The organism is Actinomadura mexicana (assembly GCF_900188105.1).
Taxonomy (GTDB): Bacteria; Actinomycetota; Actinomycetes; order Streptosporangiales; family Streptosporangiaceae; genus Spirillospora; species Spirillospora mexicana.
Map to the genome: position 1 here is coordinate 289140 of NZ_FZNP01000002.1, position 13157 is coordinate 302296.

At 72.5% G+C, this 13157-nt stretch carries 16 protein-coding genes; 8 read left to right on the plus strand and 8 right to left on the minus strand.

Annotation, left to right across the window (positions count from 1 at the left end; genetic code table 11):
- Window positions 1-40 precede the first annotated feature (40 nt).
- Window positions 41-2752: a helix-turn-helix transcriptional regulator gene (locus tag CHC11_RS05680; RefSeq protein WP_089310530.1), complete on the minus strand. Its 2712-nt coding sequence runs from the start codon at window positions 2750-2752 to the stop codon at window positions 41-43.
- A 107-nt stretch (window positions 2753-2859) separates the two neighbouring features.
- Between CHC11_RS05680 and CHC11_RS05685 the strand changes: the two genes are divergently transcribed.
- Complete coding sequence (locus CHC11_RS05685; protein WP_089310531.1) at window positions 2860-3417, plus strand: hemerythrin domain-containing protein; 558 nt, start codon at window positions 2860-2862, stop codon at window positions 3415-3417.
- Between the two features lie 46 nt (window positions 3418-3463).
- Window positions 3464-3652, plus strand: a complete 189-nt coding sequence (locus tag CHC11_RS05690; protein ID WP_089310532.1) for a hypothetical protein — start codon at window positions 3464-3466, stop codon at window positions 3650-3652.
- 21 nt (window positions 3653-3673) lie between these two features.
- Here CHC11_RS05690 and CHC11_RS05695 read toward each other — a convergent pair whose 3' ends face one another.
- The 3 genes from CHC11_RS05695 to CHC11_RS05705 all read right to left on the minus strand — a co-directional run bounded on the left by CHC11_RS05695 (window position 3674) and on the right by CHC11_RS05705 (window position 5138).
- The gene (locus CHC11_RS05695; RefSeq protein WP_245918781.1) at window positions 3674-4447 is read right to left on the minus strand and encodes an MgtC/SapB family protein; all 774 of its coding nucleotides are present in this window, start codon (window positions 4445-4447) and stop codon (window positions 3674-3676) included.
- A gap of 128 nt (window positions 4448-4575) precedes the next feature.
- Window positions 4576-4767, minus strand: coding sequence for a hypothetical protein (locus CHC11_RS05700; RefSeq protein ID WP_089310533.1), 192 nt, complete (start codon window positions 4765-4767; stop codon window positions 4576-4578).
- 11 nt (window positions 4768-4778) lie between these two features.
- On the minus strand, window positions 4779-5138 hold the full coding sequence (locus CHC11_RS05705; RefSeq protein WP_089310534.1) for a DUF3140 domain-containing protein: 360 nt from the start codon (window positions 5136-5138) through the stop codon (window positions 4779-4781).
- A gap of 185 nt (window positions 5139-5323) precedes the next feature.
- Between CHC11_RS05705 and CHC11_RS05710 the strand changes: the two genes are divergently transcribed.
- Window positions 5324-6157, plus strand: coding sequence for a phosphoribosylaminoimidazolesuccinocarboxamide synthase (locus tag CHC11_RS05710; RefSeq protein ID WP_089311037.1), 834 nt, complete (start codon window positions 5324-5326; stop codon window positions 6155-6157).
- On the opposite strand, the gene CHC11_RS05715 is transcribed toward CHC11_RS05710, so the two are convergent.
- The 3 genes from CHC11_RS05715 to CHC11_RS05725 form a co-directional block, all read right to left on the minus strand.
- On the minus strand, window positions 6121-6522 hold the full coding sequence (locus CHC11_RS05715) for a MerR family transcriptional regulator (protein ID WP_089310535.1): 402 nt from the start codon (window positions 6520-6522) through the stop codon (window positions 6121-6123). The two genes, CHC11_RS05710 and CHC11_RS05715, sit on opposite strands and share 37 nt — an antisense overlap.
- Window positions 6523-6639: 117 nt before the next feature.
- Window positions 6640-7962 carry a carbohydrate-binding protein gene (locus CHC11_RS05720; RefSeq protein ID WP_245918783.1) on the minus strand — a complete coding sequence of 441 codons (1323 nt, stop codon included), beginning with the start codon at window positions 7960-7962 and terminating at the stop codon, window positions 6640-6642.
- A gap of 167 nt (window positions 7963-8129) precedes the next feature.
- A complete protein-coding gene (locus CHC11_RS05725; protein ID WP_089310536.1) occupies window positions 8130-8519 on the minus strand; it encodes a YccF domain-containing protein in 390 nt (129 codons plus the stop codon).
- Window positions 8520-8695: 176 nt separating this feature from the next.
- On the opposite strand from CHC11_RS05725, the gene CHC11_RS05730 reads away from it, so the two are divergent.
- From CHC11_RS05730 to CHC11_RS43295, 5 genes are all read left to right on the plus strand, one after another.
- Entirely contained in the window at window positions 8696-9364 is a 669-nt protein-coding gene (locus CHC11_RS05730) for a HEAT repeat domain-containing protein (protein WP_089310537.1), read from the plus strand.
- A gap of 6 nt (window positions 9365-9370) precedes the next feature.
- Complete coding sequence (locus tag CHC11_RS05735; RefSeq protein WP_089310538.1) at window positions 9371-10375, plus strand: HEAT repeat domain-containing protein; 1005 nt, start codon at window positions 9371-9373, stop codon at window positions 10373-10375.
- Window positions 10376-10492: 117 nt separating this feature from the next.
- A complete protein-coding gene (locus CHC11_RS05740) occupies window positions 10493-11038 on the plus strand; it encodes an RNA polymerase sigma factor (RefSeq protein ID WP_179278701.1) in 546 nt (181 codons plus the stop codon).
- Window positions 11035-11997, plus strand: coding sequence for a CU044_5270 family protein (locus CHC11_RS05745; RefSeq protein ID WP_089310540.1), 963 nt, complete (start codon window positions 11035-11037; stop codon window positions 11995-11997). The genes CHC11_RS05740 and CHC11_RS05745 overlap by 4 nt, the downstream gene beginning before the upstream one ends.
- A 17-nt stretch (window positions 11998-12014) precedes the next feature.
- Window positions 12015-12140: a hypothetical protein gene (locus tag CHC11_RS43295; RefSeq protein WP_281258281.1), complete on the plus strand. Its 126-nt coding sequence runs from the start codon at window positions 12015-12017 to the stop codon at window positions 12138-12140.
- A gap of 26 nt (window positions 12141-12166) precedes the next feature.
- Here the strand turns inward: CHC11_RS43295 and CHC11_RS05750 are convergent, their stop codons facing one another.
- The gene (locus tag CHC11_RS05750) at window positions 12167-13066 is read right to left on the minus strand and encodes an alpha/beta fold hydrolase (RefSeq protein WP_089310541.1); all 900 of its coding nucleotides are present in this window, start codon (window positions 13064-13066) and stop codon (window positions 12167-12169) included.
- Window positions 13067-13157 lie beyond the last annotated feature (91 nt).

Consider the following 13157-nt stretch of genomic DNA (forward strand, 5'->3'; position numbering starts at 1 on the left):
GCGCGCACGGCCTCGGGCCCGGCACCGGACCGGCGAAGCACTAGCCCAGGTCGAGGCGGGCGAGGGCCGCTCTGGTGGTGACGCCGAGCTTGGGATAGGCCTTGTAGAGGTGGTAGCCGACGGTCCGGGGGCTGAGGAACAGCTGCGCGCCGATCTCCCGGTTGCTGAGGCCCGTCGCCGCCAGCCGGGCGACCTGGAGTTCCTGCGGGGTGAGCCGCGCGGCGAGGTCGTCGCGGGAGGCCACGTCGTCCCGCCCGGCGGTGAGGCTCTCTCCGGCGGCGCGCAGTTCGGCCCGGGCGCGTTCCGCCCACGGCGCGGCGCCGAGCCGCTCGAACGCCTCCAGTGCCGCATGCAGCCGCGCCCGCGCGTCGTTCCTGCGCCGTGACCTGCGGAGCCACTCCCCGTACAGCAACTCGGTGCGCGCCTGCTCGAACGGCGTCCTGCCCTCGCGGTGCAGATCGAGGGCCTTCGAGTACAGCGGGTCTGGGTCGTCCGGGGCCAGGAGCGCCGCGCAGCGTGCCGCTATGGCCTGCGCCCAAGGCTGCCGGGTCTGCGCGGCCCAGTCGCCGTACCAGTCGGCGGCGTCCCGCGCGCGCTCCGGGACACCGGCTCTGACGGCCGCTTCGACGAGGTCGGGCAGGGCGGCGATGGCGCCTTGCCGGCTGGGTCCGGCGACGACGTCGGCGAGACGTTCCAGGGCCGCGTCGTACCGGCCGAGCCCGAGGTCGAGCAGGCTGCGCGCGGCGGCGGCGTGCACGTTGCTCGGCGGGAGGCCGCGCGACAGCGCCTCCTCCGTCAGCTCCAGGCACCGGTCCTCGTCGCCCTGGATCGCGGCGAGCTGTCCCAGGCTGGTGTCGAGGTAGACGCGGATGCGGTGCTGGCCGGTGTCGGCGGCGATCCGCACGCCCTCCGCCGCACCGGTCAGCACGTCGCGGTACCTGCCGAGCAGCAGGTCCGTGCGGGACCGGAGCATCAGGACGGGCGCGAGCAGCCCGATCGCGCCCCGGTCGCGGAAGCGCCGCTCCAGGTCCGCCGCGACCTCGGCCGCGCCCCGCACGTCGCCGATCATGAGATGCCACATGCCCGCGCGGATCCGGTCGCGCGGCGCGTAGCAGGCGCCCATCGCGGCCATCAGCTCGCGCAGCGCCGCCACGCCGTCCGCCGGATCAGCGTCCGAGAGCGGGTTCTGCCCGGCGAACACCCGGCTCAGCGCCCGCAGGTGCGGCGCGTTCGGGACACCGAGGCGCACGCCCTCGGCGGTGATGCCGTCCATCGCGGCGAAGTCCCCCGCGTTGGCGGCGGCGGCCGCGGCCTGGAAGAACAGGTAGCCGGACGTGTGGGGATCGAGCCGCGTGACCGAGGCCGCCGTCTCGGCGAACAGCCGGTGGGCGTCCCCCGCCCGGTCCTGCTCGTCGGCGAGGGACGCCCGGATCAGCGTCAGCTCCGCCCGCGCCAGCGGGTCCGGCAGGTCGGCCTCCGCCCGCGCCGCCAACTCGACCGCGCGCTCGGGCAGCCCCGCGTCGGCCGACGCCCGCGCCGCCGCGGCCAGCCGCCGGCCGCGCTCGGCCGGGTCCGGGGTGAGATCGGCGGCGGCCTCGTACATGGCGGCGACGGCCGCGTTGCCGCCCGCGTTCCGCTCGGTCTCGGCGGTCTTCTCCAGCACGGCCGCGACGTGCTCGTCCGGTTCCGTCACCGAGCGGGCCAGGTGCCAGGCGTGATGGCACACGTCACCGCGTTCCAGGTACGCCTCCGCCAGCGCCTGGTGGGCGGCCAGGCGCAGGCCGAGCGTCGCCTCCCGCACGGCGGCGGTGCGGATCAGCGGATGCCGTACCTCCAGCCGCCCGTCGGACGTGGTGCGCAGCAGGCCCGCGCGCTCGGCGGGCTCCAGGTCGTCGATGGACCCACCGGCCGCGAACCGTGCCGCCGCCTTCACCACCACCCCCGCGTCGCCGAGATCGTCCACGCCCACCAGCAGGACGAGCCGCCGTGCCGGTTCCGGCAGGGCGGCGATCCGCCCGGCGAACGACCGCAGGATCCGCTCGTAGGCCGACCCGTGCCCGCCCCGGCCCGGGAGTTCGAGCAGCGCGAGCGGATTCCCCATCGCCCCGGCGAGGATCTCCCGCCGGACGTGGCCGGGCAGGTCGGGGGCGCGTTCGGCCAGCAGCCCGGCGGCCGCGGCCCCGTCGAGGCCGCGCAGGCGCAGCTCCGGAAGCCCCTGCGCGGCGAACTCCGGCGCGGCGCATTCCGGCGCGACCGCGTCGCGGGCCGCGAAGACGACCGCGATGGGCTCGGCGTCGAGGCGGCGGGCGGCGAACAGCAGCGCCTCGGCGGACGAGCCGTCCATCCAGTGCGCGTCGTCGACCAGGCAGAGCAGCGGCCGCTCCTCCGCCAGGTCCGACAGGAGGGTCAGCACCGCGAGCCCCACGAGGAACCGGTCGCTCTCGGCCTCCGGGCCGCCCATGTTGAGAGCCGCGCGCAGGGCCTCGGCCTGCGCGGCGGGCAGGCCGCCGATCCGGCCGAGATGGCGGCCGAGCAGCAGGTGCAGACCCGCGTACGGCATACCGCTCTCGGTCTCGACGCCCGTCCCGCGCAGGACGCGCATCCCGTCCGCGGCGCCGGCGGCGTGGTCGAGGAGGGCGGACTTGCCGATCCCGGCCTCACCGCGCAGCACGAGGGTCCCGCTGCGCCCGGCGCGGGCCCGGTCGAGGAGTCCGTCGATCGCGGCCAGTTCCCCATCCCGCCCGTACAGCATGCGCTCACCCTACTCAGCCCGCCGCGGCCCCTGATGGTTGAAGCCCGCACCGCGGGTACCGCCACGAGTCGAACCCGACAGTTGTCGAACAGTCACAGGAGGGTGTCATGGCCGACCAGGCCACCCAGGAGAACGTCGTCGATCTGCTGCTCGCGCAGCACGAGGAGATCCGCCACCTCGCCTCGACCGTGGAGAAGAACCACGGCAAGGTCCGCAAGGACGCCTTCGACCGGCTGCGCAGGCTTCTCGCCGTGCACGAGACCGCCGAGGAGGAGGTCGTCCACCCGTTCGCCCGGCGCGCCACCGGCGACGGCTCCCGCGTGGTGGACGCGCGGCTGGAGGAGGAGAACAAGGCCAAGGGCGTCCTGTCGGACCTGGAGAAGATGGACCCCGAGTCCGCCGACTTCGAGGGAACGTTCGCCAGGTTCCACCGGGACCTTGAGGCACACGCCTCGCACGAGGAGGAAGAGGAGTTCCCGCGCATCGCCCGTGAGGCCACGCCCGAGCAGATGCGCGGCATGGCCAAGGCCGTCAGGGCCGCCGAGGCGATCGCCCCGACCCATCCCCACCAGGGGACGGAGTCGCCGACCAAGAACCTCGCGCTCGGGCCGATGGCGGCCGTCGCCGACCGCGTCCGCGACGCCATCGGCAAGGCGCGCGGCTGACCGACCCTGGGCGGCCCGCCGGGCCGCCCCCCTTCGAGGAGGTGCGATGACCGACCGCAAGGACGACCGGGACAAGCCGCTCGCCGACCGGCGCGCCGAGGCCGGGGCGCCGCAGGAGGACGATGCGGACGTGGGGGCCGAGCACACGCCCAGCCCCACGGACCCGCCGAACGCCGAGGCCGAGGCCCCGGGCGGCGAGGACGACGGCTACAGCCCGCAGACCGAAGTCCCCTGATCCGCCCGGGGCGCCCTGCTCCTACTCCCTGTCGTCGTCCTGGTCGGCTCCGACCGTGACGCCGACGACGTCCTCCAGCTCGCTCAGGACCGCGGCGAGCTCCGGGACCGAGCCCGTCCCCTCCAGCGTGAGCGTCACCACGGCGTTGCCGGGGCGGCGCCGGTCGGGTTCGCGCCGGTCCCGGCGCTCGTCACGGCCGCGGTCGGAGTCGTCCGGCAGGTAGTCGCGGTCGACGTTGACCTCCAGGATCACGAAACCGCGCTGCGTTGACTCCATCAGGACCTGCCGCAGCACGCCGTGCCCGTCCCGGTAGACGATCCGCATCCGCGCGACCCCGGCCCGGCGGTACCGCTCCAGCGGCAGCCTCTTCGTCAGGCCGCTCAGCCCGTAGACGACGAGGAAGTGGATCGCGGTGACCGCCACCGCGAGCACCGGCAGCCCGCCGCCGGCCGCCATGCCGACGGCCGCCGTCACCCACACGACGGCGGCGGTCGTGAGGCCGCGCACCGCGTCCCGGCGGACGAAGATCAGCCCGCCGCCGATGAAGCCGATGCCGGACACGATCTGCGCCGCCACCCGGGAGGGGTCCAGCGAGACGTTCCCCGGGACGTTCTCGAATCCGTACTTGCTGACCAGCATGAACAGGGCCGCGCCAACGCCGACGAGGGTGTGCGTGCGCAGTCCCGCGCTCTTGTTGCGCAGCCCTCGTTCCAGCCCGATCGCGGCCGACAGCACCATGGCGAGCAGCAGCTCGCCGATCTCCACCCAACCCTGCCCGGGGGACAATTCGAACACCCTCGTACCACCCCTCGCTCTTCCGTTGTCGACCCGACCGCACAGCACCCGACCGCACAGCACCCGACCGCACAGCAGCAGGTCGGAGGCCGCCCCGGACTCTCTCCGGGGCGGCCTCCGACCTGCTGCTAGACGGGGTGCGGGGGCTGCTGGTCCGGCGGTGTCCCGCCGCCCTTGCCGCCGCCTCGGTCCCCCTTGTCGGTGCCGTGCGCGTGGCCCTTGGACCTGGCCGACCTCGGGTCGGTGGCCTCGGGCGCGGGCTCGTCCGTCACCGCGGTCCTCCCGGACCGCCTGATCTCGGGCTGCTGCGGGTTCGGCATGCTCTCGCCTCCTATGCGCTGGACGGTTCGGGACGCAGCGGGTCGTGCCCCACGCTCATCAGCGCGTGACGCCATTCCTCGTCCCGTTCCGCGTTCGACGGTCGCTGCTCCAACCGGTCCTCCACGTAGTCGACGACCTCCTGCATCACCTCCCCGTCACTTTCGGTCAGGTCGACCTTCCGCTTGCGCAGCACGTCCACCACGCGGGCTCCCAGCTCCGACACCCCGGGACCGGGGCCGCCGGCCGGGAACGCCTCCTCGCCGGACGCGTCCGTGAGCAACCAGGTGCGCAGTTCGTCGGAGGTCATGTTCACGAGCCGGTGGAAGTCCTCCCATGCCAGCTCCACCTCGGGCGATACGCGGTCCTTCATCGGCGAAACTCCCTGTACGGATTCATGGCCGCCGTACCCGGAGACCGCTGCCCCATTCGTCCCATCTTGTGCTACTGCGGCCCGAACAGCTCGCGGAACGCCCGGATCGGGCCGGAGCCGCCGTCAGGCGGCGGGGCGGCGCTGTGGAAGACTCCTACCGGCACGGCGGCTAGATGGGGAGCGTCATGGAGTTGGTCCACTCGGGCAAGGTCAGGGACGTCTACGCGGACGGCGACGAGCTGATCCTCGTCGCGTCCGACCGGGTGAGCGTCTACGACGTCGTCCTGCCGACCCCGGTCCCCGACAAGGGGAAGATCCTCACGCAGCTGTCCCTCTGGTGGTTCGAGCGGCTCGCCGACATCATTCCGAACCACGTCGTTTCGGCCACCGACGTGCCCCAGGAGTGGGCCGGCCGCGCCATCCGCTGCCGCCGCCTCACCATGCTCCCCGTCGAGTGGATCGCGCGCGGGCACCTCGCCGGGCTCGGCCTGAAGGAGTACCAGAAGTCGGGCACGGTCTCGGGCATCGCCCTGCCGGAGGGCCTGACCGAGGCGTCCCGGCTGCCGGAGCCGATCTTCACTCCGACCACCAAGGCCACCGAGGGCCACGACGAGTTCATCACCTACGACGACGTGGTCGGCGAGATCGGCGACGACACCGCCGCCCGCCTCAAGGACGTCACGCTGGAGATCTACGAGCGCGGCGCCGCCCTCGCCGCCGAGCGCGGCATCATCATCGCCGACACCAAGCTGGAGTTCGGCCGCGCCGCCGACGGCGCCCTCGTCCTCGGCGACGAGGTGCTCACGCCTGACTCGTCCCGGTTCTGGCCCGCCGACCAGTGGGTGCCCGGCCGTCCGCAGCACTCCCTGGACAAGCAGTTCGTGCGCGACTGGAGCAGCACGCTCGACTGGGACCGCACCCCGCCCGGCCCCGCCATCCCCGACGAGGTCGTGGAGGCCACCCGCGCCCGCTACACCGAGGTCTACGAACGCCTGACCGGCACCGCCTGGACCTCCTGAGGACCCGGCGCGCAGCCGGGGCAGGACCGGGCGAGGCGGCCCGCCACCTCGGCGCGGCGCCGGATGAGCGCGCGGATCTCCGCGTCGATCTCGGCGAGCCCGCGCCGGTAGACCGCGACCGACTCGGGGCACGCGGCTCCGTCGGCATGGCCGGCGCGCAGGCAGTCGAGGAACGGGCGCGTGTCGTCCAGCGTGAAGCCCGCCTCCAGCAGCGCGCGGATCTGCGCGACGAGCCGCAGGTCGGACTCCTCGTACTCGCGGTACCCGTTGGCCGCGCGCCGCGCCGGCAGCAGCCCCTGCTTCTCGTAGTAGCGCAGCATGCGGGTGCTCACGCCCGCGCGGGCGGCCAGTTCCCCGATCCGCATCGGCCCTCCTCGCCTTCGCGGCCGACGTTACTCCTTGACACCGCCGTCAATGTCAAGGAGGGCGAGCCCGGGGCGCGGGCCCGGCGGACGCCGCCGGGCCCGCCCCGGGTCAGGCCGTCAGCGGCCCTGGAGCCCGCGGGCGTTGTCGCCGAATGACCAGCTCTTCGATCCGTCCCAGTTGATGGACCAGGTCATCAGGCCCTTCAACCGGCCGTTGAAGTGGTTCCACGCCTGGCCGACGAGGCCCGGCGACATGTGGCCGCCGCCCGCGCCCGGCTGCGCGGGAAGGCCCGGGACCTGCTTGTCGTAGGGAACCCTGATGGTGGTGCCCTGGACGGTGAGGCCGTTGTCCAGGCACTCGGTCTGCTTCACGAAACCCTCGACCGTCCCGGCGGAGTAGGAGTCGCCCGAGCATCCGTACATGCTGCCGTTGTAGTACTGCATGTTCAGCCACCACAGCCGGCCGTTGTCCGCGTACTTCTTGACGATCGGCAGGTAGGCGCCCCAGATGGAGCCGTAGGTGACGCTGCCGCCGGTCACGTACGCGGTCTCCGGTGCCATCGTGAGCCCGAAGTTGGACGGCATCCGGCCGAGGACGCCGTCGATGATGCGGATCAGGTTGGACTGCGACGCCGACGGCCGGCCGATGTTCCCGCTGCCCGACAGCCCCGTCTCGATGTCGATGTCGATACCGTCGAAGTTGTACTTCTTCAGGATCGGCACGACCGTCTGGACGAACCGGTCGGCGACGCTGCTGGAGCTGAGGTCGATGCCCGCGGCGGCGCCGCCGATCGACATCAGGACGGTCGCGCCCGCGGCCTTCGCCGCGCACATCTGGGCGGGGGTGGAGACCTTGACCGTCGAGTCCATGCCGTCCTCCCACAGGACGGTGCCGTCCGAGCGGATGACGGGGAACGCCGCGTTGATCACGTTGTAGCCGTGCTGCTTGATCACGGGATTGTCGATCGGCGTCCAGCCGAAGGGCGGGTGGACGCCGTTGGACGCGCCGTCCCAGTTCTCCCAGTAGCCCTGAAGGATCTTGCCGGCGGGCTTGGACTTCACCGCGCAGGTCTCGTCCCCGCCGGGCGGGGTGGTGGGGGGTGTGGTCGGGGGCTCCGAGGTGTCGCAGGTGCCCAGCTCACGCCACAGCGTGGGGGTGGACGCGGGGTTCCAGCCGGCGCCCGGGTAGGCGGTGTGGGCGACGATCGCCTCGTAGCCGTGGCCGCTGTGGACGACCCTGTCGCCGACCTTGTAGGAGGTGCCCTCGGCCCACGCCGGATACGTGCAGGCGATCGCGGACGCGAGCTGGGCCGACGACGGCGCTGACACCGCGACCAGCGTGCCGAACGACAGGACGGCCGCCGCGGCGGCGGAGGCCAGCGCGGCACCGGCCGCATGTCTGAAGGGACCGTGTTCGGGGTGCGCGTGCTTGAGCTTCACGGGGACGACTCCTCAGCTGAACGGGAGACAGAGGAGCCGGTGCAAGAGCCGAACAAGTCCCGTGGGGACGGAACTCTCCCAGAGCAAGGCACATACGACCGGCGTGGACGCCAGTTAGAGGGTAACCGTCCCGCCGAACCCCGTGAAGCCCCTTGAAGGGCGGTCGTTCAGAAGGCCGTGGTGCTGTCCGACGGGACGATCTCCTGGCCCAGCGGGGTGAGCGAGATCGGGATCAGCTTGAAGTTGGCGATGCCGAACGGGATCCCGATGATCGTGATGCAGAGCAGGACCCCGGTGACGAGATGCCCGAGGGCCAGCCACCACCCCGCGAAGATGATCCAGATGATGTTCCCCAGCAGCGAGCCCGCGCCCGCGCCCCGCCTGGGGACGGTCGTCCGGCCGAACGGCCACAGCGCGAAGCCCGCGATGCGGAACGCGGCGATGCCGAACGGGATGGTGATGATGAGGATGCAGCAGATCACCCCGGCGACCACGTAGCCCATCGCCATCCAGAAGCCCGCCAGAACCAGCCAGAGGACGTTCAACAGCGTGCGCACGAGTTCCCCCCGAAAGTAATCAAATGCTGTTATTTCACACCGCCCTCAGGCTCAAACCGGCGGGCCGTATGCAGAAGACCGTAGGGCACCCCGTCCCGCCAGGTGCCGTCATGCGCGACCGCGCTTGACCCTGACACGGTGACAAGCTCTTCACTGTGACCAGGGAGGTGGTCCCGGTGACCATTCCGCAACAGGACGCGGACACGCTTCGGGCCTTCCGGGGGCTGGAGAACAGCGACGCCTCGGTGCGGCTGCGGGCGGCGATGGCGGTCGGCACGGCCCCTGACCCGGGGTTCGTCGACAAGCTCATCGAACGGTGCGCGATCGAACCCGAGTTCTTCGTGCGCGACATGCTCACGTGGGCCCTGACCCGCCACTCGGCATCGCTGACGGTTCCGAAGCTCGTCGACGAACTCCGCTCGGAGCGGGCGCAGGCACGAAGCCAGGCGCTGCACACGCTGTCCAAGGTCGGGGACCGGCGGGCGTGGCCGGCGATCACGCGGGACCTCATGACCGACGGCGACGACGAGGTGGCGCGGAGCGCCTGGCGGGCGGCGGTCGTCCTCGTCCCCGAAGGCGAGGAGCCCGAGTTGGCCGAGGTGCTGGCGACACAGCTCGGGCGCGGGGAGCGCGCGACGCAGCAGAGCCTCAGCCGGGCGCTGATCGCGCTCGGCGAGGTGATCCTGCCGGTCCTGCGCGCTGCGATGACGGCTCCCGGCCCCCGCGTGCGCGCGCACGCGATCGCCACGGAACGCCTGCTGCGCGATCCGGACGCCGACTTCGCGTTCGCGATCGAGGAGGCGAAGCGCATCGTGGCCCTCGGCACGACCGGCCAGCAGGGGTGACGGGCCGTGTTGATCGGTGAGGTGGCGCGACGGTCCGGGGTCAGCGCGCGCATGCTCAGGCACTACGAGTCGCTCGGCCTGGTGCGGCCGACGGGCCGTACCGGCGCCGGCTATCGCGAGTACTCCAGCGAGGACATCCGGCGGATCTTCCACATCGAGAGCCTGCGGTCGCTGGGACTGTCGCTGCGCGATGTCGGGCGTGCGCTCGATGATCCCGGCTTCGCCCCCGCGGAGCTCGTCGACGGCCTCGTCCGCCGGACGCGGGAACGCATCGCACGCGAGACGGAGCTGCTCACGCGGCTCCGCCGGATCGATGCCGCGGAACCCGCCGGCTGGGAGGACGTCCTCCAGATCGTCGCGCTCCTCCAGGCGCTGGGGTCGGAAAGCGCCGGGAAGCGCCAGCGCGCGGCCCTGTCCTCGGTCGAGGAGGTTCCGGTGCCGGTGGAAGCACTGGTCGAGGCAGCGCTGAGCGAGACGGACACGAACGTGGCCGGAGCCCTTCGATGGGCTCTGGCGCAATCGGGCGACAGCGCGTTGGCGCCGCTGGCGGAGGGCCTCGGCTCACCGGTGGCCGAGGTGCGGAGACGCGCCGTCCAGTCGATCGCCGAGATCCGGAGCGACGGGGCGACCGCACTGCTGCGGGACGTCCTCACCGGCCCCGACCTCGTGATCCGCAGGTACGCGGCTCTGGCGCTCGGAGCACGGGGAGTGGAGGACGCCGTCCCGACGCTGGTCGACATGATCGTCGAGGAGGCGAACGACGTCGACGCGGCCGACGCGCTGAGCACGCTGGCGAGCCGTCCCGCGCTGGCGGACCAGATCGCCACCGGGCTCGTCGACCGCCTCGCCCACGGCACCGTTGATCCGTCCGCCCGTCGACGGCTGGCACAGGCCCTCGCGGACATCCCGGGAACCACCGCGTCCCGCGCCCTCGCAGACCTGTCACAAGACGAAGACCGCGCCGTCGCCCTAACCGCGACCTACATCCTGGGCCTACGCAACACGGACTGACGGCACCTGGTAGGCGTCGAGCACGTGACTCCCGAGGATTCCCGCCCGTTCCGGTGTAGGCGGAGCGGGCCTGCCGGACATCTCTGGGCGACATCGACCCGAGAGAAGGGAGCCGGCGTGCCCGATCCAGACGGGGGATTCACCCGGTTGTGGGACGCGCACTACGACGATGTGCTCAGGTACGCGGCGCGGCGAATCGACCACGAGACGGCCCGGGACATCGCCGCGGAGACGTTCCTGGTCGCCTGGCGGCGGCGCGGCGACATCCCGCCCGACCGCCCGTTCCCATGGCTGCTGAACGTCGCCCGCAACGTCCTGGCCAACGAGATGCGGGGCCGCCGCCGGCGCACCCGGCTGTGGGACCGGCTGCGCGGCAACGACCAGCGCGGCCCCGCCGCCGACGCAGCGTCCGGACTGGCCGAGGGCGACCGCATGGCCGCCGCGCTCGGCCGCCTGTCCACCCGCGACCGCGAGGTTCTCCAACTCGTCGGTTGGGACGGCCTCGACGCACAGGCCGCGGCGACCGCGGTGGGCTGCTCGGTCAAGACGTTCTCCGTGCGCCTGCACCGCGCCCGGCGGCGCCTGACCGCCGCCCTCGCCGAGATCGACGCCGCCGACCGTCCCGCACCCGCCGCCCCGCTGCAAAGGAGCCACCAGGTATGAACGACCTCCACGAAGTCCGCCGCATCATGGCCCCGGCCGACCCCTGCCCGCCCGGCGCCTTCGACGGCGCGGCCCACGACCCGGCCGGACGCGCCGCCTACGAGCGGATCACGGCGTCCACGGCCCGACGTACCGGCTCGTCCCGCCGGACGACGTTCCGCCTCGTCGCCGCGGGAGGTATCGCTGGGGCGCTCATCGCCGGCACCGTCGTCGCCACGGGCGGCGGCGGCCCGCGCCGGCCGGCGCCCGTGGCGGCGTCGGAGGCGCAGCAGGTGCTGAACGTCGCCGCGACGTTCGTGCTGAAGCAGCCGTTCACCGCACCACGTCCTGGCCAGTGGGTCTACACCGAGACCCGTTACCGGCGCAGCGGAGTCCCCGGCCGCGGCCAGGTCATCGAGCCGGGGTCACCGCTGAAGACGACGGTCGACCGGGAATGGGTCCGGGCGGACGGCAAGCGCTTGGCGCTGTACGACAACGGCAAGCTCGTCACCTCCGCCACGGGCGGGGGGACACCGCCGATCGACTACGCCACCGTCGCCAAGCTGCCCACCGACCCCGACGGGATGCTGGCCTGGGCCCGCGGTCAGAAGACGCCGGCCGATCCGAACGGGGGCGCGTTCCAGCTGCTCGGGTCACTGCTGCTGAACAACGGCGTGCTGCCCCCGGCGCAGACCGCCGCCGCCTACCGCGCGATGGCGAAGATCCCCGGCGTCACCGTGAACCGGACGGCCATGGACGGGGCGGGGCACAAGGCGGTCTCGGTTTCGTTCCTCATCGAGGGCTGGGCAAAGGACGAGATCCTCCTGAACCCGATTACCTACGCCTACCAGGGCCACCGCACCACCGTCGCCCGGGACCACACCATGCCGGACGGCGGGCGCTTCCTGAAGGGCGCCGTCGAGAGCCAGTCCATCCGCCTGGCCGCAGGCGTCGTGGACCACCCCGTCCAACGCCCCTGACCCGCCTCCGGGAGGTCATGCTCCGCGCCGCCGTCCGGTCGGTGCTGCGCGCCGGGCGGGACCCGGGCGGGCCGTCCTCGACGCTGGCCGATCTCGCCGAGCAGATCGCAGAAGCGCGCGGCTGGGACGTCGGCTCGGGGTGACCCTGCGGCCGGGCGCGGGCGTTTGGTCAGTCGGTGGCCTGCGAGGTGACTCGCTGGATGGCCTTGATGGCCACCTCGGGCTGTTCGAGGTAGATGTAGTGCCCGCTCTTGGGAGCGGTGCTCAGCCTGCTGCGGCTGGAGAGGGCGAGCCACGCGCGTTGTCGAGCGGACCATGACCGCTCCAGGCGCGGCCCGTAGGTGGGGACGGCCGCGAGGTACGGCTTCCCGTGCTTGATCACCTCTACTGGGATGTTCCCGGCGGAGCCGACCTTTCCATCGGTGATGACGAGCTTCTCCGGGTTCTGGCCCTGGAAGATCGCGAGGTTCTGTGCGCGCATCTCGGCCGCCGGCCCCTTGGCGGACGCGGGAATCGCCTTGGTGATGTCCCCGACCATCGTCGGCGGTGTGGCGTCCATCAGGACCAGCCCCTTCACCCTGTCCCGGTGGTCCGGTGCGTACCTGGCGGCGATCAGCCCGCCCAGCGAGTGTCCGGCCAGGACGACCGGACCGTCACCGGCGATCCGGTCGAGCACCCCGGTCAGGACCTTGCCGCTACTGGTGAAGTCCTGCGGACCGGCCGGCGGGTCGCTCTTGCCTGCGCCGAGCCTGTCGTAGGAACAGACCCGGTTGTCCTTGCTCAGCGTCTTCTGGGTGGCGGCCAGCTTGTCCAGCCCGTCACCCCCTCCGTGCATCAGGACGACGACCGGCTTGCCCTTCACGGCGTCGCCCGCGCAGGAAACGTTCACCGACGTGCCGCCGACCTCGATCTTCTTGGTTCCCGTGATCAGGTCGGCTTCGGCTTTCGGTGTGCCGGAGGAGAACAGGCCCCCGTCCGCCACCGGGTCGTCCTCGCAACCGGCAAGCCCCGCGCCGACGACAGTGCAGCACGCTGCGGCGACGGCGGCCGTCTTGATCTTGCGGATCATGTCTTCTTCTCCTGGGGGATCGCCGCCGTGATTCACATGGCGGTGTAGCGGGAGATGCAGCCGGAACGCTGCGACCACCGCAACGCTAAGG